At 53.0% G+C, this 25,427-nt stretch carries 17 protein-coding genes; 11 read left to right on the forward strand and 6 right to left on the reverse strand.

Annotation, left to right across the window (positions count from 1 at the left end; all coding sequences use genetic code 11):
- Positions 1-255 precede the first annotated feature (255 nt).
- Genes KTH_RS06475 through KTH_RS06485 form a run of 3 tightly spaced genes read left to right on the forward strand, consistent with a single transcriptional unit; the run spans position 256 to position 5,061 of the window.
- Positions 256-651 carry a hypothetical protein gene (locus KTH_RS06475; RefSeq protein ID WP_497617321.1) on the forward strand — a complete coding sequence of 132 codons (396 nt, stop codon included), beginning with the start codon at positions 256-258 and terminating at the stop codon, positions 649-651.
- The gene (locus tag KTH_RS06480) at positions 629-2,086 is read left to right on the forward strand and encodes a hypothetical protein (protein ID WP_497617322.1); all 1,458 of its coding nucleotides are present in this window, start codon (positions 629-631) and stop codon (positions 2,084-2,086) included. Before KTH_RS06475 ends, KTH_RS06480 begins: the two co-directional genes overlap by 23 nt.
- Entirely contained in the window at positions 2,083-5,061 is a 2,979-nt protein-coding gene (locus tag KTH_RS06485) for a hypothetical protein (RefSeq protein WP_497617324.1), read from the forward strand. Before KTH_RS06480 ends, KTH_RS06485 begins: the two co-directional genes overlap by 4 nt.
- Positions 5,062-5,120: 59 nt before the next feature.
- Here KTH_RS06485 and KTH_RS06490 read toward each other — a convergent pair whose 3' ends face one another.
- The 4 genes from KTH_RS06490 to KTH_RS06505 form a co-directional block, all read right to left on the reverse strand.
- Positions 5,121-5,513 (reverse strand): ACT domain-containing protein, encoded by a 393-nt coding sequence (locus tag KTH_RS06490; protein ID WP_497617325.1) that lies wholly within the window; start codon positions 5,511-5,513, stop codon positions 5,121-5,123.
- 139 nt (positions 5,514-5,652) lie between these two features.
- Positions 5,653-6,867, reverse strand: a complete 1,215-nt coding sequence (locus tag KTH_RS06495; protein WP_497617327.1) for a cytochrome P450 — start codon at positions 6,865-6,867, stop codon at positions 5,653-5,655.
- Positions 6,868-6,995: 128 nt separating this feature from the next.
- Positions 6,996-9,623, reverse strand: a complete 2,628-nt coding sequence (locus KTH_RS06500) for a PEP/pyruvate-binding domain-containing protein (protein ID WP_497617329.1) — start codon at positions 9,621-9,623, stop codon at positions 6,996-6,998.
- A gap of 19 nt (positions 9,624-9,642) precedes the next feature.
- Complete coding sequence (locus KTH_RS06505) at positions 9,643-10,314, reverse strand: TetR/AcrR family transcriptional regulator (RefSeq protein WP_497617330.1); 672 nt, start codon at positions 10,312-10,314, stop codon at positions 9,643-9,645.
- An 873-nt stretch (positions 10,315-11,187) separates the two neighbouring features.
- Between KTH_RS06505 and KTH_RS06510 the strand changes: the two genes are divergently transcribed.
- The 6 genes from KTH_RS06510 (at position 11,188) to KTH_RS06535 (ending at position 19,821) form a co-directional block, all read left to right on the forward strand.
- Positions 11,188-12,684 carry an APC family permease gene (locus KTH_RS06510; RefSeq protein WP_111321971.1) on the forward strand — a complete coding sequence of 499 codons (1,497 nt, stop codon included), beginning with the start codon at positions 11,188-11,190 and terminating at the stop codon, positions 12,682-12,684.
- Positions 12,685-13,054: 370 nt separating this feature from the next.
- Positions 13,055-14,302 (forward strand): hypothetical protein, encoded by a 1,248-nt coding sequence (locus tag KTH_RS06515; RefSeq protein ID WP_497617332.1) that lies wholly within the window; start codon positions 13,055-13,057, stop codon positions 14,300-14,302.
- A 16-nt stretch (positions 14,303-14,318) separates the two neighbouring features.
- The gene (locus KTH_RS06520; RefSeq protein WP_497617334.1) at positions 14,319-15,803 is read left to right on the forward strand and encodes an APC family permease; all 1,485 of its coding nucleotides are present in this window, start codon (positions 14,319-14,321) and stop codon (positions 15,801-15,803) included.
- Positions 15,804-15,968: 165 nt separating this feature from the next.
- Positions 15,969-16,829, forward strand: a complete 861-nt coding sequence (locus KTH_RS06525; RefSeq protein ID WP_497617335.1) for a hypothetical protein — start codon at positions 15,969-15,971, stop codon at positions 16,827-16,829.
- A gap of 61 nt (positions 16,830-16,890) precedes the next feature.
- A complete protein-coding gene (locus KTH_RS06530; RefSeq protein ID WP_497617337.1) occupies positions 16,891-18,270 on the forward strand; it encodes a MurL-like N-terminal domain-containing in 1,380 nt (459 codons plus the stop codon).
- 246 nt (positions 18,271-18,516) lie between these two features.
- Complete coding sequence (locus KTH_RS06535) at positions 18,517-19,821, forward strand: MFS transporter (RefSeq protein WP_497617338.1); 1,305 nt, start codon at positions 18,517-18,519, stop codon at positions 19,819-19,821.
- 66 nt (positions 19,822-19,887) lie between these two features.
- Here the strand turns inward: KTH_RS06535 and KTH_RS06540 are convergent, their stop codons facing one another.
- Positions 19,888-20,253 (reverse strand): ChaB family protein, encoded by a 366-nt coding sequence (locus tag KTH_RS06540; RefSeq protein ID WP_497617340.1) that lies wholly within the window; start codon positions 20,251-20,253, stop codon positions 19,888-19,890.
- A gap of 289 nt (positions 20,254-20,542) precedes the next feature.
- Here KTH_RS06540 and KTH_RS06545 point away from each other — a divergent pair, with 289 nt between their 5' ends.
- Together KTH_RS06545 and KTH_RS06550 are read left to right on the forward strand one after the other, a co-directional pair.
- Entirely contained in the window at positions 20,543-21,067 is a 525-nt protein-coding gene (locus KTH_RS06545; protein ID WP_497623193.1) for an NADH-quinone oxidoreductase subunit B, read from the forward strand.
- Entirely contained in the window at positions 21,067-22,215 is a 1,149-nt protein-coding gene (locus tag KTH_RS06550; RefSeq protein WP_497617342.1) for an NADH-quinone oxidoreductase subunit D, read from the forward strand. Before KTH_RS06545 ends, KTH_RS06550 begins: the two co-directional genes overlap by 1 nt.
- Before the next feature lie 64 nt (positions 22,216-22,279).
- Here KTH_RS06550 and KTH_RS06555 read toward each other — a convergent pair whose 3' ends face one another.
- Positions 22,280-25,333, reverse strand: coding sequence for an FAD-binding and (Fe-S)-binding domain-containing protein (locus KTH_RS06555; protein WP_497617343.1), 3,054 nt, complete (start codon positions 25,331-25,333; stop codon positions 22,280-22,282).
- Positions 25,334-25,427: the final 94 nt, after the last annotated feature.

Consider the following 25,427-nt stretch of genomic DNA (forward strand, 5'->3'; position numbering starts at 1 on the left):
TTTCCATAAAATGATCAAGTATTGTATAATCTCTTCGTAAGATCTGCTTACCGCGTTTCGGACGCACCAACTCTTCAAAAAAGCAGCTATCTCGTACATCGCTTTTCTACTTAAGGGTTTTGGGAGGCGTACAGGTGCGGAGTGTGTAGGATGCCCTCGTCTCCACAGTTTTTGCTATATGTGTCGTGTATGTTGTGGTAGATGTACTTCTTTTGCATTTCAGACAGCACAATAGAGAGAAGGCAAAGAAAGCACATGAATCAGCCTGAAGAGCTACTTTTTCTTCACTATGCCACATTGGCAACGACCACGCAGGAACGCCTGCAATTGCTTGCAACCATCAGCGCCCTGTTCAATCGTCCTCCAGGCCTCTACGATGGCACCGCTTTGGGCCTCTCCCCTGGTGCCTGGCCTCAGCTCTGCGTCTGGCTTCAGCACAACCCCTCTCCCTTCTGGACGCTCGAACAGCAGTCCATTCGGATTCATCGAGCATGTCAGAAACACGTCATCATCGGAACCGGGCAATTGATCGAAGATCTTCGCTTCTCCAGCCCTTCGCGTCCCTCTTTCGATGATGTATGGCAGGCAGCAAGCCTCTTTATTCAACAGAATATAGAAGGGATCTCTCATGATCAAAAAGCAGAAGCATGACCACCTCGCCCTCGAACTGCTTACCCGGGACGATTGGGACACGTTTGTCCACTTCCTCGGCAAGGAGGCCGTTCAAGAGGTAATTCAGAAGGATGATCACCGCAAGCCGCAGGATCGCTATTGGAAAAAAGGCTTTGAGCGCGGTCGCAATGTCCCGGAGAGCAAAATACAGGAGCTTATTACCCATTGCACCGGCTGTAAACATGCGCAATTCCTGCTATACAGTCACTGGCTCAATAGGTATGGGCACCTCGTTATTCAGGCCTGGGAGCGGACTTCAACCGAACATCTGGAAGATGATGTTGTTCGTTTACTTGCTCATCAAAAGGACGATGAAAGAATCAGCATCGCGCTCTATTTCGCACTATTAATGCATAAAGAATTGCGCGCTGCCTGCACTCCTGAACTATTGCAGGAGCTTCTGCAAGCTGACAGCAAGCTCAAGCAAAAAGTGGCGATTCATCGCCTCCAGCATAAAATAGAGGAGCTTGAAGCGCGAAACACGGCGCTTGAGGAGCAGCATCAGAGCTTCGAGACCACACTTGAGGAGCGACAGCAGCGCATCTTGCAACTGGAACAGGAGCTCACAACCGAGCGCGAAAATGCGCTTACGCTTCAACAAAAAATCGCTTCCCTGCATATTGATCAATCTACCTTTAACAATCAAAAACAGCGGCTTCACGAACTCACTATGTGTGTTCAGCAGCAGCAACAAAAGATCGAGCAGCTACAGAAGCAATCTCATGACTTGCAACAAAAGCTCATCGAGCTACAAACGCGCCACCAAGAAGAACAGGAGCTTCTCCGGCAGGAGCTTTCTGAGGCTAACGATTGCTATACAATAACGCTGGAAAATTTTGAGGAGTCAGAAAAGGAATTACAGGAAGTAAAGACCACGCTTCAACTTATGAGCCAGAACAACAGCGAGATCCTTCACCGGGCGAGGCAACAATATGAAGCCCTGAAGCGCCAAACAGCCGAGCGCGATGCACTGTTACGTGGCCATCTGACAGAGATGCGAGCACTTCTTCCGCTGGCTGACCGCAGAAAATCGATCTTCCGACAATACAGGCTCAACCAGGCCAAAAAGCTACTCGACAAGATATTCTTCACTCTCGACGGCGAGCAGGAGCAGCCTTCAACGCTTGACCCCGCCTGGCGACAGGCTTTAGCTCAATTGACACAACAATTGAACATCCATCCTCACACTACCACACACACCGGTAGCAAATGGGAGGATTGGAACCGCTGGCTCCGCCTGGAATCCACGCTCGTTGAGCCGCTCCTTGCCTCCATCGACACGCCACCATCCCCACATATCACCACTATCAACAAAGCGCAACAATTGTTGATGATACGCTGGTATCTCCTCGAATGGCTCAGGGAGCAGGCTGTATTCGATCCGATAGAAATTGAAGGGGAGCATATGGCATGACATTTCAACAGCAGAACCGATTGGGAGTGTATCGCGAACTCGTCTTGCGCCAATATCGTGCCGGCGGCTCCCTTGCTCAGGTTGAGTTCGACGAGCAGGAATACGCAGTGCTGCAAGAGCTGGCTCGCTCCATTTTCAAGCAACTGGCAGCCCTCGATGACCTCGAAGCCAGACGCCCAAATCTCCTTCAGGCTTACCTCAAGGAAGGCTACATCCTACTTGCCTATGCCTGCGAATACATCCGGCACACGCTTTATCTCAAAGAGTACAAATTCTGGGAAGATTTTTTACCAGAGCTTGGCGCGTCCGGCATAACGTACTCCTACCCGCTCGCCGAGCTTCTCTGGCTCACGTATGCACAGGCTCATATTCCCCGGCGCGGGCAACAGCGCTACGAGCAGCACACAGATCAAACTCGCCGCCTGATTATCAAGTCGCTGACAGACGCTCTTCCCGGTGTTGCCAGCCTTGAACGCAAGCAGTTTATTGACTTCTTTTGCTGGTTTTATCAATACCGTTTTGTGTCGCAGCAGAATCCGTATTCGCTCGAAGTGCAATCGATACTTCAGGGATATCAACGGCAAACGGGAGACAGCCTGCCAATCCATCACAAAGCATACCCACGTTTCCGGGAAGATCTTTTCAAGCTCGCAGAGCTTATAGAGCGGATCGCAGAAGGAACATACCCCGATCAGGAGAGCCTGAAAGCCTTGCTCGAACAAAATGAAACGCCATCCTTTTTCCGCCGCCAGAAAGACATTATCCTGAGCGTCTACCAGCGCTTTCGCAACGCCCTCAGGCCTGAACGCTTTCTGGAACTTCTGCTCAGCTTGCCGTCCGACACGCAGATCAGTACACCTGCACACCGCGTCGTAAATATATCCCGGGTACATTATCAGTCGAACATGTTACACTATGGATATTATCAGATAGGAAAGACCCGCTATCAGGTAGTGCCGTTTGATTGGCTCTGGCTGGAAGCAATCCAGCAATGGCCCGTCAACCGACTGATCCCGCTTCGGCAGAATCACTACATCGCCTATAAAAAGGCACAGCCGTTCGAGGTCCAGAAAGGAGAGCAGCGCATTCATGTCACCCGACGGTGTTATGATGAGCAGGGAAATAGCTTCTACCTCTATGTCGATGAGATAACGCCCGGGGAATTGTTGCTCATAGATACACAAAAAGTGCAAGCCTCCCAGGGGCTCTCCGTTAAAATAGCGCTGGAGCTGACATTCGAGGAACAGCGCCCGGCTATTCTGCTTACCTTTCCCTGGGTCAGAGTTGGGTTCTGGAATCAGGCTATACGCACTCTCACCGTCCGCACCTCGCAAGGTGATACCCAACAGTGGCCGCTATATCCTACCGACAAAGGCGGGGTCCAGAGCGCGTCCCACATGCCCGGCCTGCTGCTCAAGCGCATTGATTGCGACCTTTCTATCGAATATAGTTTCGAGACACTTCCATCTAAATATATGCATAAAACGCTGGATGAAGCGCTTCTCTTCGCCTCCAGTACCCGTCAGAATGTTCCTGCCGGCACAAGGGGAAAATGGGGAGATACGCTTTATTATCTCTTCGTGAAGCAAGGATGCAGCATCTGGCACGCACCGCATATTGCACTCGAAAATGTAGAATCCTACTCTACTTCTTATAGAGTCTATCGCGTCATCTGGAAAGAGACCGAGAAACCGTTTCAGCTCTCTGCGGGCCTATGTCGCTGGACCTTCAAGCAACCAGGCAAGTTCTCGATCAGTATTCAGCCGGAAAATGGCTCTTCCGTGCACCTGAAACACGGTCAGTTTTATGCCTTCAATCAGCTTCAGATCAACACAAATCGTTCTCTAGAGGGACTACGCTGTCAGCTTGCTTACCGGGATGAACAAGTCACGCTTCCCATCACCCTGACCGAGATCGCAGAACAGTGCTACAGGCTCGATCAGAGGACGCTGCGAAGTTTACACACCTTCACCCGCGCACGCTATGGCAAATGGCAGCTTCACTTTCTTCAGGAAGATGAAGTTATAGAGCAATGCACATTTTCCCTCATCCCATCGGTCGAAATCAGTGCATCATCCTATCCGCTTATCGAGGGCCAGCCGACAACGCTCGAAATCAGTGCCTCACACCCGCTCTTCGGGCCTCCCGAGCGGCCCACCAGACAAACAAGCATTCAGGTAACAGCCGAAGCAGTCACGCCAGCCTCGCCTATCGATACACAACAACACTTTCCTGAAGGCGTGCAAGAGCTCACTGCGCCCCGGCTCACGGTGCCGCTGTCCTTTCCAACCCTTGCACAAACAATCGATCTTTGTTTCTCCCCACCTCTTTTCGGCATACGGTTCTATCAGCGGAGTTCGGGCACAACATGGCAACGCATCGAGAGATTACAGTATTATTACATTGCTCATTCCCTTCTATATGTCTTTTCAGTTCCCGAAAGTGAGATTCGGCTATACGCCGGGAAACAATTGCTCGGCACATATCACACAAATAGTGCAGGGAATGTGCTTCTCAATGACCTTCAAATACTTGCACCTTGTTGCCTGTCTGAGTACACCACCTTCACACTCACAAGCGGACAAAAAGCGCTCTCGTTTGAGGTCCATAGACCACCGCGCATCCTTGAGAGCCATCTGCAAGCAAACAAGCTCACATTGACACTGGAAGGTCCACCACGAACAGGGGTAGAACTCAGCCTGCTTGATGAGCACGACAGATCGCACTACTATCAGTATATTTCCTGCTCACTCAAAAAGCACACCTTTATACTTGATATTCCTGTATATAGCGTCAAGACGCGCTACTGCACCCTTATCGCTTCTTACCTCTTGAGCAACCAGACCAAACAGGCAACGGGCTTTCATTGGCGCATCGATACAGCAGCGCATCCAAACATACCATCCTCGTGGTTGGATGCAGGACTCGGGCTCTCTGACGCCTCATTGCTGGAATATCTCGCACAACAAGTCTAAGAGGAGGAAGATCTATTACAGATAGCGTATAAGCAGGCTGCCTTATATAAACCTACCGATCAATCGGTGTACACCGTATGTCCGGCCTTTCTCAGAGCGGCAATAGCGCTTTCCAGCAGCTCTTGCTTGACCAGTACATAATCAGTGTCATAGGTTGAGATCGCGAAGATGCCAACTTTTGCTTCAGCCAGTGGCGCGGTCACCGAATTGAGAATCCCAACCAGATCAAACGGGAACGGGCCATGCAGCTTGAAGCAGCTCCAATCACGGTCTGCCTTGATCTCCGTCGAAGGAATCGAATCAACCGGGCAGACCACCGAAAGCTCATCCATAGTGCTGGTGATAGAGAAAAACGAGCCACCCTTCTGCAAATCGTGCAGAGGCGTTCCCGGCTCCAGACGGCAAATCGCAAATGTTTCGGGAAGGAGCGAGAGGGTCAATGCAACAGTCATAATCGTCTCTTTCTTTTTATTCATACGACAAACGATCTTCTTGTAGTGTACACTAATTTGCCTTATCTTCACAAGAGGCAACAAAAAAGCGGGAGAAGGGATCCCTTCCCCCTCCCGCAGACTCGTTGCGCTTTCCGGGCTACGCCGAAGCGGTAAAGGTAACAGGCAAGCGCTTAAAACCAAGAATCCCCGAGCCTTCCAGCAGCTCTAGCGGCTGATCTGTCTCAATGCGGAGTTCAGGCAATTGCTGTAGGATCATCGGCAGAGCAATTCCTGCTTCCATTCGTGCAAGCGGAGCACCGATGCAGAAATGCACACCATGCCCGAAACTCAGATGTTTATTCGGCTCACGCGTAATATCAAAACGTTCTGGCTCAGCAAATTGGCGCTCATCGTAATTGGCCGAAGCCAACCAGGCAAACACCTGGGCATTTTTCGGAATCGTCACATCACCAAGCGTCACATCAGCCGCTGTGACTCGCCTGAGCGCCCGCACCGGCGACATATAGCGCAGGACTTCTTCAATAGCACCAGGCATCAACTCGGGCTGCTTGCGAAGCCGCTCCATCGCATCTGGATGTGTGTGGAAACAATAGATCGCCAGACTGAGCAAGTTCAGCGTTGTAACATGGCCCGCTAACAACAGCGTGATACAAAAGCTGATGGTGTCCTCGGTACTCAGCCGCTCGCCATCAAGTTCGACCGCCAGGAGCTCGCTCATCATATCGTTGCGAGGATGACGCCGCCTCTCTTCCAGCATGTGATCAAAGTACTCGCTCATCTCCGCAAACACATCTACCATGCGCCGCACGTTTGAGTCCCCGTCATGAGGCTCCTCCGCTCTCTGGATCTGGCTGTTCAGCAGTTCATCGGCCCAACGTCGGAACAGCGGACGATCAGAAGTCGGGACGCCGATCATCTCAGCAATCACAATTGTCGGCAGCGGATACGCAAAATCGGCGACAAATTCCATCTTCCCCGCCGCCCGCACTTGATCCAGCAATTCCTGACTGATAGCCTCGATTCGCCCGGAGAGCCGGGAGAGCGCCCGAGGTGTAAACGCAGGAGAAACAAGATTGCGATACCGACGATGCATCGGCGGGTCCAACCGGGTAAGCGCCTTGCCCAATTTTATTCTGCTCTCGTTCTCAAGCACCCGATCGAGCGAGCGCGATGCCTTCATCTGCGAAGAGAAACGCTGATAATCAGTGACGACAGTATACACATCCTGATAGCGAAAGACATTCCATGAACGAGTTTGCTCGTCATACCAGACCGGCTGAGTATCACGCATGATCTGGTAATATTTGTACGAATGCTCAACATCCTGTATAGTCGAAAGTTTGTCTAACATGAAACTGACCTTTCCAAACTGAGCATCACAAAAATGGGGTAGCAGCTCCCCTTCAATCAGGACCATTTTACGCACTTTTAAGGGCCTCTTTCAGAAAAGGTCCCCTCGTTTTTAGCCAGAATAGAGCGCTACTTCTCATGAATCGTCACTGTACCGACATCACCATTCACGGTCACACGTTGCCCGCTGCGTAGCCGCTCGGTAGCCATGCCCGTACCAAGCACAGCAGGGATATGATATTCGCGCGCCACAATCGAGCTATGGCTGAGCGGGCCGCCGACATCCGTAATCACCCCGCTTGCCAGCGCAAACAGTGGAGTCCAGGCCGGAGTTGTGATACGAGCAACCAGAATATCCCCCTGTTGCATCTGCTGGAACTCATCCGGACCATGAATCACGCGTGCAGTGCCGGTGACCCGCCCCGGGCTTGCTCCCACACCTTTTAATACATCATGACTTTCCTGTTCAGTTCGAGCAGGCATGAAGCGAGCAAAATCCATACCCAGAACACGCGTGCCTCCCTTCTGAGGAAGCGCCACAGGCGGATTCATTGTACTCTGACTCTTCCATGTCGCTCGTCGCTTGCTCACGATGTCCTGATAGCTTTCTGGTGTCTGGCCGTGATCAAGCAAGCTGACGGCCTGCTGAAGTTCAGACAGGGTCAACCAGAACACGTCATCCTCGGTAGCCAGCGCGCGAGACCGCACCAGACGCCGCCCGATCTCCCGTAACATCTTTCGTACAACCGGCCAGCCAAGCCCGACATCAGCCAACCCATCTTCACGCAACGGAGCAAGCGTTTGCGCCCACTTCAGCAACTTCTTGAACGCCGCCAGACGCGGACCGCGCTTCAAGCGTGTCAGCACAATCAGTGTTGCCCGTTCACGCCGCATCTGCGCCTCGTTCTGTCGATCATACGGGTTCGGCGCCTCACCACTCAAGAAAAACTTCAGCGTCTCAAACAGCGTCGCGGGATCATCTGCCGGAACTGGTTTCGCGAAATCAAGATCATAGATCGCGTGCCCGAAGCGCTTCAGATGCGCAATGAAGCGCTCACGGAATGACTGCCAGATGTCGGTATCGACGCCCGCCAGCGCATCCGCCTGGTAGACTTCACGAAACTGCTCGCTTGATAATTGTAACAACACATCAGCAAGGCGAGGCTGCGTACTGGCCCAACGCGCCAGATCATACAACGCTTGCTCGGCCCGTATCGGCTCGCTTGTAAAGCCTAACAGAAAGGTCAAAGCGGGCGGATCATTTCGCCGTCGGATCAGCCGCTCATAGAAAGCTGTAAAGGCAGCCTCACTCATATATGCTGATGGGAGCACACCGCTCTGGATCGTCAGGTAATACTCGGATGCTACCTTCACCAGCTCCGTCACTCCTTCCAGCAAACGTGCAGCCGACTCCTGCTGGAGGTCAACCGCCTCCCATTGCTGGCTCAACGCTGCATACCTGGGTCGCGCGTCTTCCTCCAGGCGTTTTTGAGCGGTCTTGAGCAGCTTAAAAAGCTCCTTCAGCGAGAGAGTTATGATCCGCACGCCATCTTTAAAACGGACATTTAAAGCGGAAAGATCATAGTACGCGTATCCATTCACAGTCGTGAGAAACGAATCATTGTAGAGAAAACTCAGGCCCAGTTCCTCACCCAGTTGCTTGTACACCCGATTCCAGGCAGGCAGGCCAAGCGTGGTAAAGAGCGGCGAAAGCGGGTCCGGCATCAGTTCAATCACACTACTGCGCATATAACGCCCGTTTGCTTTGGGAAGCTTCCACTCACGGGGCGCGGCAGGCTCCGGTAGAGCAGTAATCGGTCGAGCCTGCACAAGGAAGAAATGCTCCTCATGCAGCGCCCATTCAATATCCATTGGCTGCTTGTACAGTTGCTCAACTTGCATGCCCAGGCGGACCAATTCTGCTACCTGTTTCGCGCTGAGCACCGGCTGAGTGCGCTTCTCAAGCGGAACAGGCTCTTCATGGGTGCCCTCAGCAGTTCGCACCGTCATCACATCTTTTGAACTAATTTGCCGCTCTACAACTTCCCCGCTCTCCTTATCGACAACCAGGGTATCGGGCGTCACCTGCCCGCCAACAATTGCCTCACCCAGTCCCCAGGCAGCATTTATCATTACCTGTTCATGAGCTGCGGTCAACGGGTTTACCGTAAAAAGAATGCCTGCAGCATCGGCTGGAACCAGCCTCTGTACCACCACAGCCAGGCTCACATCTTCAGGTGCGATATTGTGCCGGGCCCGATAACCAATCGCCCGAGCAGTCCAGAGCGAGGCCCAACAGCTCTTCACGGCTTCAAGCACCATATCCTCACCCTGCATGTTCAGGTATGTCTCCTGCTGACCGGCAAACGACATCTCAGGCAGATCCTCAGCGGTTGCTGACGAACGCACTGCAACCGCTCCCCCACCAAGTTCGGCATAGGCCTGACGAATGGCCGCAGCAATATCAGCCGGAATGGAATGCTGCGCAAACAGCAACGAAATGCGCTGAGAAGCGGCTTCAAGCGTCGCCGGCTGATCGATTGAGATCGAAGAAACTGCCGCCAGAATCTCCCCCTGCAAACCTTGCTCCTGCACAAAGCGCTGATAGGCCGTCGTGGTCACATGAAAACCAGCGGGCACAGGTAGCCCTGCCGCGGCCAGACGAGCCAGTGAAGCCCCTTTTCCGCCAACCCGCTCAAGCGTGGCCGCCGGATCATCAAGGGCTAAAACCAGGGGAAGATGTACTTCACCGTTCATTGTCGTTTCTCCAGTATGCTCATTCTAGTTCTTGTTGAAATCGTTCTTTTGCTTCTGCAAGCGAACTATCGAGATAGTGTATAAAGGTTGTTGTAGCGGCTTCGAGTTCCTCAGGGGCAACGGGATCCATAGAGCCAAGCACACGTTCAACCGATAGCGCCAACAATTCAGCTATTTCTTCATCTGGTAACTGGTAGCCTTCAGGAAGAAATGACTGTGCCAGGAAAAATCCCAAACAGATTGCACTATAGGCGTATACCTGAGCCTTCACATCCATATCGCTGCGCACCAGGCCATGATCTCGCAGAAATTCCAGATAAAATTGAAAGCCAGCCATACGCTTCACCCGCGACTCTCCGTTTACCTCTTCGTGTGCCATCTTGTCCAGCATCTCAATATCACGCATGATGAGCGCCCGAAGCAAGGGACGCTGCATGATCAGCAACGCCGTATGTTTCAGTCCACCTGAAATTGTCGCGCCCTCGGGATCAGCTAGAATCCGCTCTCTCAGCTCCTCGCCCATAGCAATATGCTCACGCTGTATCAGCGCCCGCAAAAGGTCTTCGCGAGTTCTCCAGTGCAGATACATTGTCGCTCTCGGCACGCCGGATTGCTTCGAGATATCATCGAGTGTGGTTTTCTGGTAGCCCCAACGCTCTATCAGTGCTGCTGCTGCATCCAGGATGCGCAAAGCCCTCTCTTGTCTCTTTGAACGTTCGCGCCCATTTCCCCCCTGCGGAGTCAACCGTCTATCCTCCTTTAACTATATGACCATTTGATTGTAAACAGTCATTTATCTATCCTCTCAGAAATATACAGTGAACCGATGCCAAAAGTCAAGGGGAAAAACAACGTATTTTCCCTGCTAAAAAAAGAGGAAGTGAGAGTCATTTCTGCTGCTTTCTTCTTGCTTCACATGCGCAAAAAAGGGGCCCACAGGCCTGACCAAAATATCCAGCGCAATGCAGGCTATTCACGCTCAAGCGTATATTGAAGGCAACAAAACGCTGTTCTTCGTTCGGCAATTCCCGGATGCAGCTTCTTCTAAGACCCAGGAAGCCTGGCTTTCCTCAATATCAAGAATATATCTCCCCATTTCTTCTCTCTACATCTGCTTCGGTAAAAGAAGCTTGTTTACCCTTTCATGCCTTTGCAAAAAGCGATCAGCCAGCAGAAGCAACAATGCAGAAACATTGTCATCACAGATTTTCACATATGTACACAACAAGGTATGTATAATAGGCATAAGTTTCATTACAATAAGAAGGAATAGGAAAGAGGGTACTTCTATACAATGTACTCTCTTCTTTGAGAGAAGCACTTGACATGATAGGAATATCCATTTATGATATTTCTGTCTATTGGCGATTTCTCTGGGAAGGGACGAGTAGTTATGTCAGGGCTGTAGATAAGAAAAAGTCGCTCATTTCAGTGGAAGCATGTAACTAAAGGAGATTCTGACTCTTCTCGTGAGAGAACGCCATACCCGCTTGTATCACTATCACTTCATCTCACCTGAAGGATTGGAGCAAGCGGACAGAATATAGTGAGAGAGGTAACATGTATGGAAACACCTGTGAGCAGTGCAGCCGAGAACGAGCTGCGCTCAGAGCGTATCGCAGGAGGAATCTTGCCGAAAGTGCTGAACTCCTTCGATATGATCGCTATTTTTGTTGCCATAGTCCTCTTTATCAGTAACTCAGCCGGTCTCGCTTCTGGGGCAGGACCAGCAGCATATTTTTACTGGATTCTGGGATTTCTGACCTTCCTTATTCCCGGCGCTATCGTCACCGGACAGCTTGGCCTGATGTTCCCGGGCGAGGGTTCTATCTACGTCTGGACTCATAAAGCCTTTGGTCCCTTTATGGGCTTCCTGGCAGGCTTCTGTGCCTGGTGGCCTGCTATGCTGGTTATGATCGCCACAAGTGATGCAGTCGTCACTCTGATTCAGCAAATGAACCCGGCCTTCCTGACCGAGCCGTGGCAACAGGGCGTTGTCATTATTGCCGTTATTGCCTTCTCGTTTCTGCTCTCTATTTTGCGCTTCCGTGCCACGCAGAACGTAGTCAACATCATTTTTGTCGCTTATGGTGGCGCAATCCTGCTTATCGGCATTGCAGGCATATTGACGCTGTTGGGTGGCACACCGGCTCACGTTGATTACTCGCCCTCAAACTGGTTCCCACAGGTGCACACCTTCACCTTCTATGGCACAGTCATTCTGGGCTTGCTCGGAGTTGAGGTGCCACTGAACATGGGGGTCGAGGTCCAGAATACTCGCTCCATCACGCGCTATCTGCTCTGGGGCTCCGCCGTAGTCATGATTGGCTACCTCATCGGCACATTCGGCGTTATGGTTGCCGTGCCCGTCGAGCACCAGAACAGCCCGGCAGCAATGGTCGAGGCGGTTCGCAACGGATTCGGACCAGCCGGTCAGATCGTGAGCACTATAGTCAATATCATCTTTATTGGCTTCTTTCTCTTTAACACCGCCGTCTACAACTACTCGTTTGGTCGCCTGCTGTTTGTCTCTGGCCTTGATCGCCGCCTGCCAGCAGTCATCAGTAAGGTGAACGCAAACAAAGTTCCCTGGGTAGCAGTGCTGGTTCAGAGCATCATTGCCGCCGTTATCGCTGCACTGGTCTTCCTGATCATTCCTTATGCTATTCAAACCGCGTCACCGGCTGACCTCTCATCATCCATTTACTGGATTCTTCAGGCAGCAGTCACTGTTATATGGTGCATTTCAATGATGATCCTCTTTATTGATGTCATCATTATTCGCCGTATGTATCACGAAGAGTTCAAGCGGGTGAAGCTGGCTCCCGACTGGGTGTTCTACCTCTGTTCGGTTCTTGGCACCATTGCCAGTGCTGTCGGTATGGTCGTCATTTTTATCTCCCCGTGGGCCAGCAATATTGAGCTCACTCAATGGCAAATACTGATTGCAGCGATTGCAATCCTCTCGATGCTGGTCGGGGTCGTGATCTTCTTCATTGGTCAGAAGACCATCAAGTCCGACATCTCTGACAAAGAACTCCTTCAGCAAATTACCAGCTAAACGCGCATCTCGAACAGGATGTATTATGCTCACAACCGGAAGAAGCAACTCTTCTGGTTGTGGGTTCCTTCCTTCCATATGTATTACATTTGAGCAACAAATGTGCACTCTTTTTCACATTTCAAACATACAAGCTATCTACATAATTTTCTCTACTTCTTTAGTAGCAAAAAGTGGTAGCATCCATTGACAGGGCTTACACCCTATGCATATATTTATTTAAAGAAACAGAGAATTCGCTATCACCGTTGCATTACACATTTATTACCAGTAAAAAATGTGATTGCAGCCTCGGGGTCTGTTCCTGGTTTTCTCATTCAATTTTCTTACTACTACGCACTATTCTAGCCAGGAGAAAAGGGGAAGAACCATGACGATGTGTCCACGCTGCGGACGTGAGCTGCCAGACAAACGAAGCGCGTGCCCTCATTGTGGCCTGGCAACTCGCTTTCCGGCCCGTCCTAAATTGACTGCTCTTGAAGCGCCACCACAGAAGGTCCAGAGGACAAGCACACAACCTGATTCTTTGATGCAAATGGTACCTGGTGACTCCAAAGCCATCTGGCAAGCCTCTCCAAGCGGCTTGTTGCCTGGCTCTGGCATGTTCACCTGCTCTCAGGCTGAAGCGAAGCTACAACCGGGAACATATCTTCACAATAGTCGCTATCGCCTGCTCTCATCTCTCAGCACTCAGATATGGCTCTACAACAGCTACGAAACAAACTGGCTGGCGCAGGGCATCAATACGCATGTCTTCATCACCGAGGTCATGCTTCCAGAGAACAACCGCGATACCCTGCAAAGCCTCACACGGCTGATGGCCCGCATGCTCTCACTGGCAGGGACGCTCACAGGCGCTGCCAGGCTGATCGATGCCTTTAGCGAATATGGGCGCACCTTCTTCGTCTTTCATGTGCCCTCTGGTGAGACGCTTGCTTCTCAGATTCAGCGCAAGCGGCACCTGAGCGAGCAGGAAGTGCTTGAGGGCTGTCTACAGGTAGCAGAACAACTTCAAAAACTGGAATCCCATTCCCTGATACACGGGCGCATTTCGCCACATGCCATCATTGTGGAACAACAAAGCAAACAATGGCATCTGTTACACTTTTCTGCCTTTCTTGCCGGCAGAGCGCACCGCTACCTTTCACCGATGCCGCCAGAACAGCTCCCACCCTACGCAATGCCCGAGGGAACGCCGCTCGATCCCCGTGCCGACCTCTATGCGCTCCTGGCAACGGCCTATCATGCCCTGACAGGACTTGCACCCGAAAGAGGACATCTCATCTCGCCTCGGAAGCTCAATCAAACGATTTCAGTTCCGTTGAACGATCTCCTGATGCAGGGCCTTCATCCCGATATTAACCGTCGATATCAGAGCGCGACAGCGCTTGTGCGCGATCTCAACTACCTGCTCAATCATGAGGATGAGCCCGCCATTGACCCGATGGCTCAGATGTTCGCCGCGTTCGCAGAAGAGGATGAGTACGAAAGTCGAGTGAAGCTGATTCCTCGCCCAGAAGACCTCCCTCCAATTTCGAGCGGGAACGATTTGCTGCTTGCATCCTGCTGGCTGGCCGGGATCACAGCCTGTCTGACGCTGCTTACCCTCTGGAAGTAGCCCAAAAGGAGGAGCTATGGCCCAAATTCATACCCCTGAAAGAGCACAACCGCTCTACTCAGAAGAGTATACACGTAAGGTCATGCCGCCCGTGCTCACCACGTTCGGAATGACGGCTACCTATCTTGTGATTATCTTCTTCATCGTCAACGCTGCTATCGCGGCCTCTGGTGGTGCTTCAGCGTTTACCTATTTGCTGCTTGGAGCGATCACATTTTTCATTCCCTGTGCGATCGCAACGGCTCAGCTTGCACACATGTTTCCGCATGAGGGCTCATTGTATAACTGGACGCACCACACGCTAGGCGGCTACTGGAGCTTCTTTGTAGGGTTCTGCTCCTGGATGCCTGCCTCGCTGGTGATGGTGTCGGCCTCCGATACTGTCATTACGTTACTGCAAGGACTGCATAGCGACTGGCTTACCGAGCCCTGGCAGCAGGGCCTTATCCTGATCTGCATCTTGCTCCTGAGTGCCTTTCTGGCGATGCAACGCCTGAAAATGGTACAGTATTTGATTAATGGCGCGGTTCTCCTCATTTTTGTGGCCGTCTTTCTGGTAGGTATTTCCGGTCCAATCTGGCTACTTACTGGCCACGCTTCGGCGACCAATTTTGCCGACCCGAGTCAATGGGCCATCAACTGGGATCCCGCGCACGGCAATATCAACCTGTTCGGACTCGTCACGCTGGCCTACCTGGGAACCGAGGTTCCGCTCAACATGGCTGGCGAGGTGCGCGAGCAGAAGGCGATTACCCGTCATCTCTTCTGGGGCACGCTGCTTGTGATCGTCTTCTATCTGATCGCCACCGCCTCCCTGCTGATCGTTCAGGGAGCCGAAGCGGGTGCAGTTGGCGGCTTCTCGCTGATTAGCACGGTGCAAACCGTCCTGGGATCCTGGGCAGGCACAATCGTTGCCCTCTGCATCATGGTTTACTTCATCGTGATCGTCGTCGCCTACAACCATAGCTTTTCGCGCCTGCTCTTCGTGGGCGGCGTTGACCTGCGGCTCCCGCCAAAAATTAGCTTCCTGAATCGGCATCGCGTCCCGGCTCGAGCGATTGTCTTGCAGACGGCTGCATCCATCATTTTTACGCTTATTGCGTTTATGGTCATACCCTACATCTTTAGCCTGAGTAGTCCCGAGAGCCTGGCCCTTGAGATTTACAATATTTCGCAGGCCAGTGTCACGCTGATCTGGGCTATTTCGACGGCCTTCTTCTTCATTAACCTGATGTTACTTTATTTCCGTGATAAAGCCGCATTTCACAAAAAACGCATCTTTCCAATGTGGGTACTTGTCCTATCGAGTATTGTAGGCCCGCTGGCCTGCCTCGTCGCTATTATCGATAGCCTGTTCTTCTCCTGGATTCCGCTCATCAGCAATGCGCACTGGTGGCTGCTGGTAGGCGGAATGACGGTCTTTTGTCTGGCGATCGCGACAATTGGCAGCCTGTTCGCGACCAGTGAGGCATCATGGCAGGTACTTGAAAAAGAGGTGTGATCCATAAAAAGGAGGATAGAGCAGAGGTACTCTCTGCCCTATCCTTCTGTTTGCGTGAAGCCTCACTTGCAAAAATCAGGAGAAGGATCTAACCTCACCATTATGATATAATACATAGAAAGAAACGCAATTAAACCTATCACTATAGCAACCAAAAGAGAGGCTATGATGGAGAATAATGAGCGCGAAACGCTGCTGCTGGAGCTGGCTCAGCGGTTGGCAAGCAGCTTCTATAGTTTCGGAGGAACAGCTTCTCAATTGTATGTCGGCACGGTAATACCCGCTTTACAGGGAAAGCTTCCCCTACCGGACGAGAGCCGGGTGTTCGGTTCAGTGCAGGCAGACGAGCAGACAGCTACCATTCTGTTCGATTCACCGCTTTCCCCGGATGCCACGCTCACCTTTTATCGAGAGCAGATGCAAGCAGCGGGCTGGCAGGAGGCCCCATCACACTTCCCCATAGGCGGCTTTGCAGGTGACTCTCCTGCCCTGAACCTTCAATATCTTCAAGGGCCACAAGGCCCCTCACTCACGCTTCACATCATAAGGCAAGGGCCGCCAACGCCTGTCCGTCTCCTCCTCGATTTACACATGCGCCCATATCAACCTCACCATACAGACCATGCCTCACCGCTTCCCGTGCTGCTGGCGCCTCCTGGCAGTCAGATTCAGCAGAACGGCTCGGGCTGGTCAGATTATGAAGCCCATTCTTCGATGACGTTGCAACTTCCGGAAGCCCCAACGTACGACACGCCTTCGCTGCTTGAGCATTTTAACGAGCAGTTCAAGCAGAACGGCTGGCACCTGCTCGCTGCTGAAAGCCGGACATACAGCGCAAGCAGCCTCTGGCGGTTCCAGCATACCAACGGCACACACTGGCGCGGCATCATTTCCCTGTTCCGAATGCCTGATATTCCTCTTTGTGAACTTTCTCTTCGCATCGTATCCGAAGAATCGGATCCCTATAGCCCATTTCTGCCCGAACAAAAGCCGCGAACGTTTCAGAATTTTCAATTGAAACGATAGTTATTGTTGTCCCCTTTCCTGTATAAGCAAAAAAGGGGGGCTCTTTCTTTCCTACAGAGAAATGAGGTATCGGATGCCGCTGCTCCGGCTGGAAGCTATTCAACTGACGTCAGATCAGATCATCATTCGCCACAGCCTTGATGCTCGCCCCTTTAAAACGACCATTCACTATCATGATGTACAACTGGATACTCTTAAAAAGAGGTACGGCGCACGGCTGATCGATGCAATAGCCTTTCATATCGCCTTTTTTGAGGGGATGAAATACTGTTCCCTGGCCCCTCACATCTATGATATTACGCCCTGGACATGCACCGAAGAGACGATTGCGCTGTTCAAACTGCTCTATCAGGAGATTTTCGCACAGCACCGTTGGGAGAACGGGCTTGCTCACTATCCCGGGCCGACCATTGTGCCCGACCCCGCGCCCTCAGCACGCATGCCGCATCCCATCGAGACACACGAACCATCGCTTCTTGTGAGCTGTGGCGGTGGCAAAGACAGTCTTGCAGTCATGAAGCTGCTGGAGCGCATCGGCGAACCCTATGCTGTGACCCAGTACGCCCATTCCTGCTATGGGCCCACGCAGCCTCAGCACGCGCTGATTGACGAGATGGTTCGTTGCTGTTCCGTGGCCCGTCAGCACCGCTTCTCACTGCATGATACCTTTCTGCATCAGCCGCACGTTTTGGAACAGTTTCCGGGCCCTGTTACCACGTTTTGCGCCCCTGAAACTCCTTGCAGTATTTTTGCAACGCTTCCTATATTGCTCAACTATGGCTATACCTTCCTCTGTCTGGGTCATGAACAGGGAGCCGACAGCGAGAACTTTTTCTGGGAGGAAGAGCAGCGCTTCGTCAACCATCAATGGGGCAAGAGCCTGGAAGCCGAGCACGTCCTGAATCGCTACATTCAGCGCCACCTTCTGAGCAACCTGCACGTCTTCAGCATCCTGAAGCCGATCTACGATTTTCTGATCTTCCAACTGCTCCGCGATGAGCAGCAGCACATTCGCACCACCCACTCCTGCAATATCACCAAGCCCTGGTGTAAACGGTGCCCGAAGTGCATCTATGTCTGGTTAAGCACGCTCGCTTATTTGCGCGTCAACCTCTTTAACGAGAACCTGTTCGATCAGCAAGAGGTGCAGGACACCTTTTTTCAGCTTATGGGGAAATCCGGGCACCGCCCTTTTGAATGCGTGGGAGAAGTAGATGAAACGCGGCTGGCGCTTTATGCGTGTCTCCAACAGGGATATCAGGGCAAGATCCTTGATATCTTCCGGCAGGAGATCCTGCCCTACATCGATATAGGGGCGCTTCTTTCCAGATATAACACAGTGTTCTCTGAAAAGCATGCAATACCGCCTCGACTTGCTGAACCGGTTTTATTACAATTTGCCGCTGTCCGTGTGAATGAGCAGGAATTCCTGAAGCGGTGAGCCCGAGCAGTTGTAATCAATCATTACTCAATCAATAGATAAAGATACAGTATTTGCAGTTGATTTTATAATAGAGAGAAGAGCCTGGAAGCTAGCTTTCACATAGGCTCCAGAGGTGTCACCTGATCAATAAAAAGTGAAGTGTACGCAATCGTTTTATGTGAATTCCTCAAAGCCATATCGTACATAAGCGGTGTTCCAATGGGGACGAGGTGTGGTGGAAAGTGAGGGGTTGTGGTGTTGTGGATGTTAAAAATGGAGCCGCTGCGTCATCGACCATTCAGGCGCTTATGGCTGGGGCTTGGCATGTTTCATCTGGGATTCAAGATCATGCATGTTGCACTGCCCTGGTACGTGTTGCAGTTTACTAGTTCTGGCGTTTCTACCGGTTTTATCTTCCTCTGTCTTTTACTTCCGGGCATTGTCACAGGCCCGCTGCTTGGTTTACTCCTTGATCGTTTTCAGCCGCGTGTCATTATCATGCTGGATAATCTGATGCTGGCTCTATGTATGGGTTCAATCCCACTTCTGGCGGCTCTCGGCTGCCTGCATCTCTGGTACATCTATCTGATCGCATTTCTTTTCGGCGCGCTGACACCTGCCACCGAGACCGGCATGCGCATTCTGTTACCGCACCTGGTGGCGGAAGCCGAGCTTGAAAACGCTTATTCCTGGCTTCAGATGAACGTGCCGCTGGCCGCGCTGGTCGGGCCGCTTCTGGGGGTCGGCGCGCTGGCGGGTCCGAGGAGTTCCTGGGTTCTGATCCCGGGCATACTCAGCTTCTTGATGATGGCCCTGCTAAGCTGGCTGCTCCCCTCGCTGAAGCGCCAGCCAGTGCCACTAAAGCAGATTCTCTACAAGTACTGGCTTGGTTTTGGGCCGCTCATGCGCCTCAAAGAGGCCCGCTGGCTCACTTTCTTTACCCTGGGTCTCTACTTCCTTTTTGGCCCCTTCGAGCTGGCCCTACCATTCTACTGTGATAAAGAGCTACACACCGGGGCCACTGGATACGCCTTTTTATTGATAAGTATGGGCATTGGCACACTCTTTGCTCTCCCCTTTACGGACTACCTGCTTACGCGTATGAAACCTGGAACCATTCAGATGCTTGTCGCGATCAGTTGGGGCGCATTTACTGCTCTGCTGCTACCGATGATCTCGCAACCAATTGCTATCGCTCTGCTGATTCTGGCTGGCGCGGGCTGGGCGCCCTTTAAGCCGGTGCAGACAGCTTTTCTACAGCGCCTGATCCCGGCAGAGCTTCAAGGGCAGGTCTTCGGCACCTATTGGGCACTCGCAGCAGCAGCCAAGCCGCTTGGAGCGGTCGCCAGTAGTTTCTTACTCGGTCCGCTCTCATCATCCTGGCTGCTTACCATTTCTGGCCTGGGATGCGTCCTTTTTGGCATCGGGGGCCTGCTTTCGCCGACCGTACGCCGTATGCAGCGGCAAGTGCTGGAAACGCAGTCTGCGCCGGGTGCGGCCATAAGCTCACAATCCTATGGCACGCTGCACAGAACCCTGCCATCAGCCAGCCATAAGCCCGAAAAATAAGCGTGTTTTCGCGAAACCAGGCAAACAGCAGGGCGTTGAGAGAGCTCAGCGCCCTGCGTTCCGTTCTCAACGGTGCTTTCTGGCTTCGGCAGCCTCTTTCTGCGCCTCTCTTGCTTTTGCCTTCGCTTCCTTCTTAGCCTTTGGCGTCTCTTTCGGCTCCACAACCTTGCCTCGTGCCGTCGGGGCAGGCGGCTCACCATAGGATGTATGCTCGGTCGTCGGCCCACGCGCAGCTTGAGGATCAGAAGGCCCCTTTTCCGCCTTTCGTACCCAACGATCGCCTTGCTTCTCATACTCGTGTTTCAGCGCCGCATAGGCCACATGATATGCACGTCCTCCCTCTCCATATGTCTTCACAGCATTCTTATGGGCTTCTTCCCATATTCGCTGTGCATGTTCTTCTGAGTTCTGGATTGTCCTCGGAACAGGCATAGAACGTACCTCCTGAATACTTCACTTTCGCTCATTTTCCCTTTCAACAGGAGATGACCCCACACTCTTTCACACGTTGGCAGAGCATGGCAGGTTCAACCGAGTGTCTCCCCTTCCCTGCCATCAGGGTGTTACATTTTACCCTTCCCTTGCGTGTGAGGAGTAATCTTGTGCCTTTTATCTCATCTTTCCCCTTTTCTTGTAAGGAGGAGCTTATTCAATGACCCAGCACCATCCCGATCAGGATCCGGTGACCTATCCGGGGCAACGAAAGCCTGTCCCTTTACGCATGGCCCGCGGTCCCTATGAATACCGACCAGGCGACCAGGAACCAAATGTCCAGTTAACCAGCATGGCCGACATGCTCTTATGGGCACAGAACTGGCCGCGCTCGCGCTCCGTCTGGCCTCTGAGCTACGGCCTGGCCTGTTGCGCAATCGAGATGATGGCAGCGGCACAGTCCCACTATGATCTCTCGCGCTTCGGCTCCGAGGTGTTCCGTTCGAGCCCGCGTCAGGCAGATCTGATGATCGTTGCCGGAACCGTCTCAATCAAGATGGGGCCTCGTTTGCGCCTGCTCTGGGAGCAGATGCCTGAACCGAAATGGGTGCTCAGTATGGGACAATGCGCCAACTCGGCAGGAGAGTTTTATGACAGCTATTACACGGTTCAAGGCGTAGATACTATTGTGCCCGTTGATGTCTATGTGCCCGGCTGTCCGCCCAGGCCCGAACAATTAATTGAAGGTATCCTCAAGTTGCGCGAGAAGATCCTGAAACAGGGACTCGCTATCCATACTGCGGGAGAGCGTTAATGCGAGAAGAAAAAGTAACATACGGTCAGGTTCCTTCGGGCGTTATCACCGAGGCTCCTTCAGAAGAGATGCTGCTGAATATGGGCCCGCAGCATCCCAGCACGCACGGGGTGTTACGCCTGATTGTGAAGCTTGAGGGAGAAACGATCGTCGGATGCACACCTATCATCGGATACCTGCATCGCGGCATGGAAAAAATCTTCGAGAATCGTACCTATATGCAGGGCATTCGCTATACCGATAATTCGGATTATCTTTCGCCCATGCTCTGCGAAATTGCCTATGTAGGTACCGTCGAGCAGGCAATGGGGCTTGAGATCCCCCGTCGAGCGCAGTATATTCGTCTGATCGTGGGAGAGCTTCAACGCATTGCCAGCCACCTGATCGCAATTGGTACCTACGGGATGGATCTTGGCGCATTCACACCGATCCTCTGGACGTTCCGCGATCGCGAGGGTATCCTGGGCCTGTTTGAAGCGCTAGCAGGCAGCCGTTTCACCGTGAACTACAATCGTGTCGGCGGCGTGTTGCATGACATTCCAAAAGGCTGGCTTCAGGAATGTGAAGCCTTTTTGGAGCGTCTGGAAAAGAACATCGACGAGCTAGATACGCTACTGAACGGCAACGAGATCTTTCTTGCTCGCACGCAGGGTATCGGCTTCATTGATGCCAATCGCGCCATTGCTTACGGTCTGACCGGCCCGATGGCCCGCGCAAGCGGCATTAACTGGGATCTGCGCGTCCACCGGCCCTACATGGCCTATCGCGAGATACCGGTCAATGTGCAGATTCGGCAGGAAGGTGACTGCTTTGCTCGTAATATGGTACGGATGATGGAGATGCGCGAAAGCATCCGCCTATGCCGGATCGCAATTGATCGATTGCCACCGGGGCCGATCTCCGCTCGTGTCCCCGTCGCCCTGCGCCCACAACGCGGCGAGACCTACTTTGCCATCGAAAACAGTCGTGGCGAGTATGGTTTTTACTTCATCAGCGACGGCAGTGAATATCCGTGGCGAATGAAAATGCGCGCCCCATCATTTGTGAACCTGCAAATCCTGTCGGAGATGCTCCGCGGGCACAAGATCAGCGATGCAATCGCCATTATCGGCAGTACCGACGTAGTGCTAGGCTGTGTCGATCGGTAGACTGGTACGTTGATTCATCCATCACACGTTCTCTGGCCCCGCTCCAGGAGCCAGAGAACACCTCTTACCGCTTACGCCATTGTCTCCATACCAGCAGGCCACCCAGAGCCAGTGCCCCACTCAACAACGCCAGCGGAAGCACTCGCGAGCGTTCAGGAGCAGGTTCATGCACTTCCTGCCCACCATGCAACGCCATCTGGATTACCTGGGCCAGATGCAAGGCGCGACGTTCAGTCGTTTGCTCTATCTGCTCTCGACAGCTAAAACCATCAGCAATTATCAGCGTCTCATCCTCGGCCTGACGCACCGCAGGCAACAGTACCCGCTCACCGACCTTCATCGAGATCGCATAGTGATCCTTTTCAAAGCCGAATGCGCCCGCCATGCCGCAGCAGCCTGAATCAAGCACCTGAAAATCAAGCCCGAGCTTCCGCAAAATGGCCTCTTCATCGCGCAACTTCATAATCGCCTTATGATGACAATGCCCATGAACAAGCGCCTTCCGTTGGAGCTTCGGCACGTTGTATCCCTGTTGCTCTAAAAACTCGCTTAAAAGCATCGTCTGTTGACTTAACCGTTTCGCATTTTCATCATGCGGAAAGAGATTTCGCAATTCGTCGCGAAAGACAGCCGCACAACTCGGCTCCAGCACGACCACAGGTACCCCGGCCTCAATCTCGGGCGCAAGCGTATCGAGAATCTGACGCACCAACCGCTTCGCCTGATCGAGAAACCCATAATCATAGAGCGGACGCCCACAACACAGCGACTGACGCGGTACCACAACCTGACAACCAGCAGCTTCGAGCACCTCTACAGCGGCCCGAGCAGCTTCCGGCTTCAGATAATTGTGAAAGGTATCCGGCCACAGCACCACACGCGTGCCCTCGGTCCTGCGCGTGCCCCGATGCTGGAACCAGCGCTTGAACGTCTGCGCGGCAAACAGAGGCACTTGCCGTTCCTGAGCAAAACCACCGACCAGCTTCACAAGCGAACTCAGCCCGGGCGCTTGCGTCACAAAATTCACGATTCGGGGCATGTGCGAGGCAAGCCGCGCCCACCAGTAAATCAGCCCCATCGAATACGCCGTCCGGGGTCGAAGCCGCCCCTGATAATAGTGCGAGAGAAACTCTGCCTTGTAGGTCGCCATATCCACATTGACGGGACAATCGCCCTTACAGCCCTTGCATGCCAGGCAGAGGTCAAGTGCCTCGCGTACCTTCTCGCTCCGCCAGCCCTGCGACAGCGGATCACCCTGCATCATCTCAAACAGCAACCGCGCCCGTCCGCGAGTCGTGTGCTCCTCTTCACGCGTTACCATGAAGCTCGGGCACATCGTCCCGCTTTCCAGGCGGCGGCACTTGCCCACGCCCACACAGCGCAAAGTCGCACGTGCAAAGCTCCCCTCATCATCGGGAAACTGAAAATGCGTCTCGACGGGCATTGGATTATAGGCAGTGCCAAGCCGCAGGTTCTCATCAGCCCTGTACGGATCAACCAGCTTGCCCGGGTTCAGCTTCCAATCCGGGTCCCAGATCGCCTTGAACTCACGAAAAGCCTCTACAAGCTCATTCCCGAACATCTTCGGCAGAAACTCGGCCCGCGCCTGCCCGTCACCATGCTCACCCGACAGCGAGCCGCCATATTTCAGCACCAGATCGGTTGCACGCTCAAGGAAAGCATGAAACGTCTCTATCCCTCGCTTTGTCTCAAGATCAAAGTTGATACGCGAGTGCAAACAGCCCTGCCCGAAGTGCCCGTAAAAACTCCCTCTGTAGTGAAAGGAATCGAGCAAGTGCCGCAACTCACGCAGATACGCACCAAGCCGTTCGGGAGGGACAGCCGAATCCTCCCAACCGGGCCATGTCGGCGCTTCCCCTGGAACAAACGAGGTCGCACCCAGAGCCGATTCACGCACGGACCAGGCCAGCTTCTGCTGTGCGGGATCATGAAAGTATCTGATATCTGGTGTCACGCTCCGACCTTGCAGCCACTCGATGAGCCGCTGTGCCCGGCCATCTGCTTCCCGCTGGTCCTCCCCGCCAAATTCGACGAGCAACCAGCCACGCCCTCGCGGGAACTGCGCGACCTCCTCCGCATGCAGCCCCTTCTTCTCCAGATCATGGATCAGCAGCTCATCAAAGCCCTCAAGCCCGATCGGCTGGAAGGTCAGCATCCCCGGTATCTGGTCGCACCCTGTATAGATGTCCGGGTAACCGAGCACCAGCAGCGTACGAGCAGGCGGGCTGCTGACAAGACGCACGGTTGCTTCCAGCACAAGCGCACAGGTCGATTCGCTTCCCACCAGTGCCCGCGCGACATGAAAGCCATGCTCCGGCAAAAGCTGATCCAGATTATAGCCGGAAACGCGCCGCGGAATATCTGGAAAGCGCCCGCGAATCAAGCCACCATAGGTATCACGCAGTTGCTTGAGCCGTGCATAGATCTCCCCTCGCCTATCGGTCGTCTGTATCAGACGCTCAAGCTCGTCATCCTCGGTTTTCCCGACCCGCATGCGAATACCATCATAGGTCAGGATCTCAAGCTCTTCCACGTTATCAGCGGTTTTTCCCGCCATCAACGCATGCACCCCGCATGAGTTATTCCCGATCATGCCGCCAAGCGTACAATGATTATGGGTAGCAGGATCGGGACCGAACGTCAGATGATAGCGCTCCGCCGCACTTCGCAAATCATCCAGAATCAGTCCGGGCTGCACCCGCGCTCGACGTCGCTCTACATCAAGTTCGAGCAGGTTATTCATGTACTTTGACATATCAATAATGACGGCAGCATTACAGCACTGCCCCGCCAGACTCGTACCACCACCGCGTGCAAGCACTGGAGCGCCATAGCGTCGACAAAGCTCGACCGTTGCCACCACGTCATCAGCGTCGCGAGGAAGCACAACCCCGATGGGCACCTGTCGATAATTGGACGCATCGGTTGTATAAAGCGCCCGGCTCCCTCTGTCAAAGCGCACTTCGCCACGCACCCGCGCCCGCAAATCACGTTCTAGCGCGGCTCCATCCGTCACCTGCGGCCCGAGCGCCGCCTTCCGATTGAGAACAGCAACACGTTTCACAGCGTCCTCCAAAAACACAAGCAGAACAGCCATCTCCGGCATCGGAGCATTCAAAGTTCAAAGGGTATCACGTGATCCAGCGCTGAAACGTTACCTGCTTGCTCAGTGACGCATGTGTCGCGTTCAG

Source organism: Thermosporothrix sp. COM3 (genome assembly GCF_059696735.1).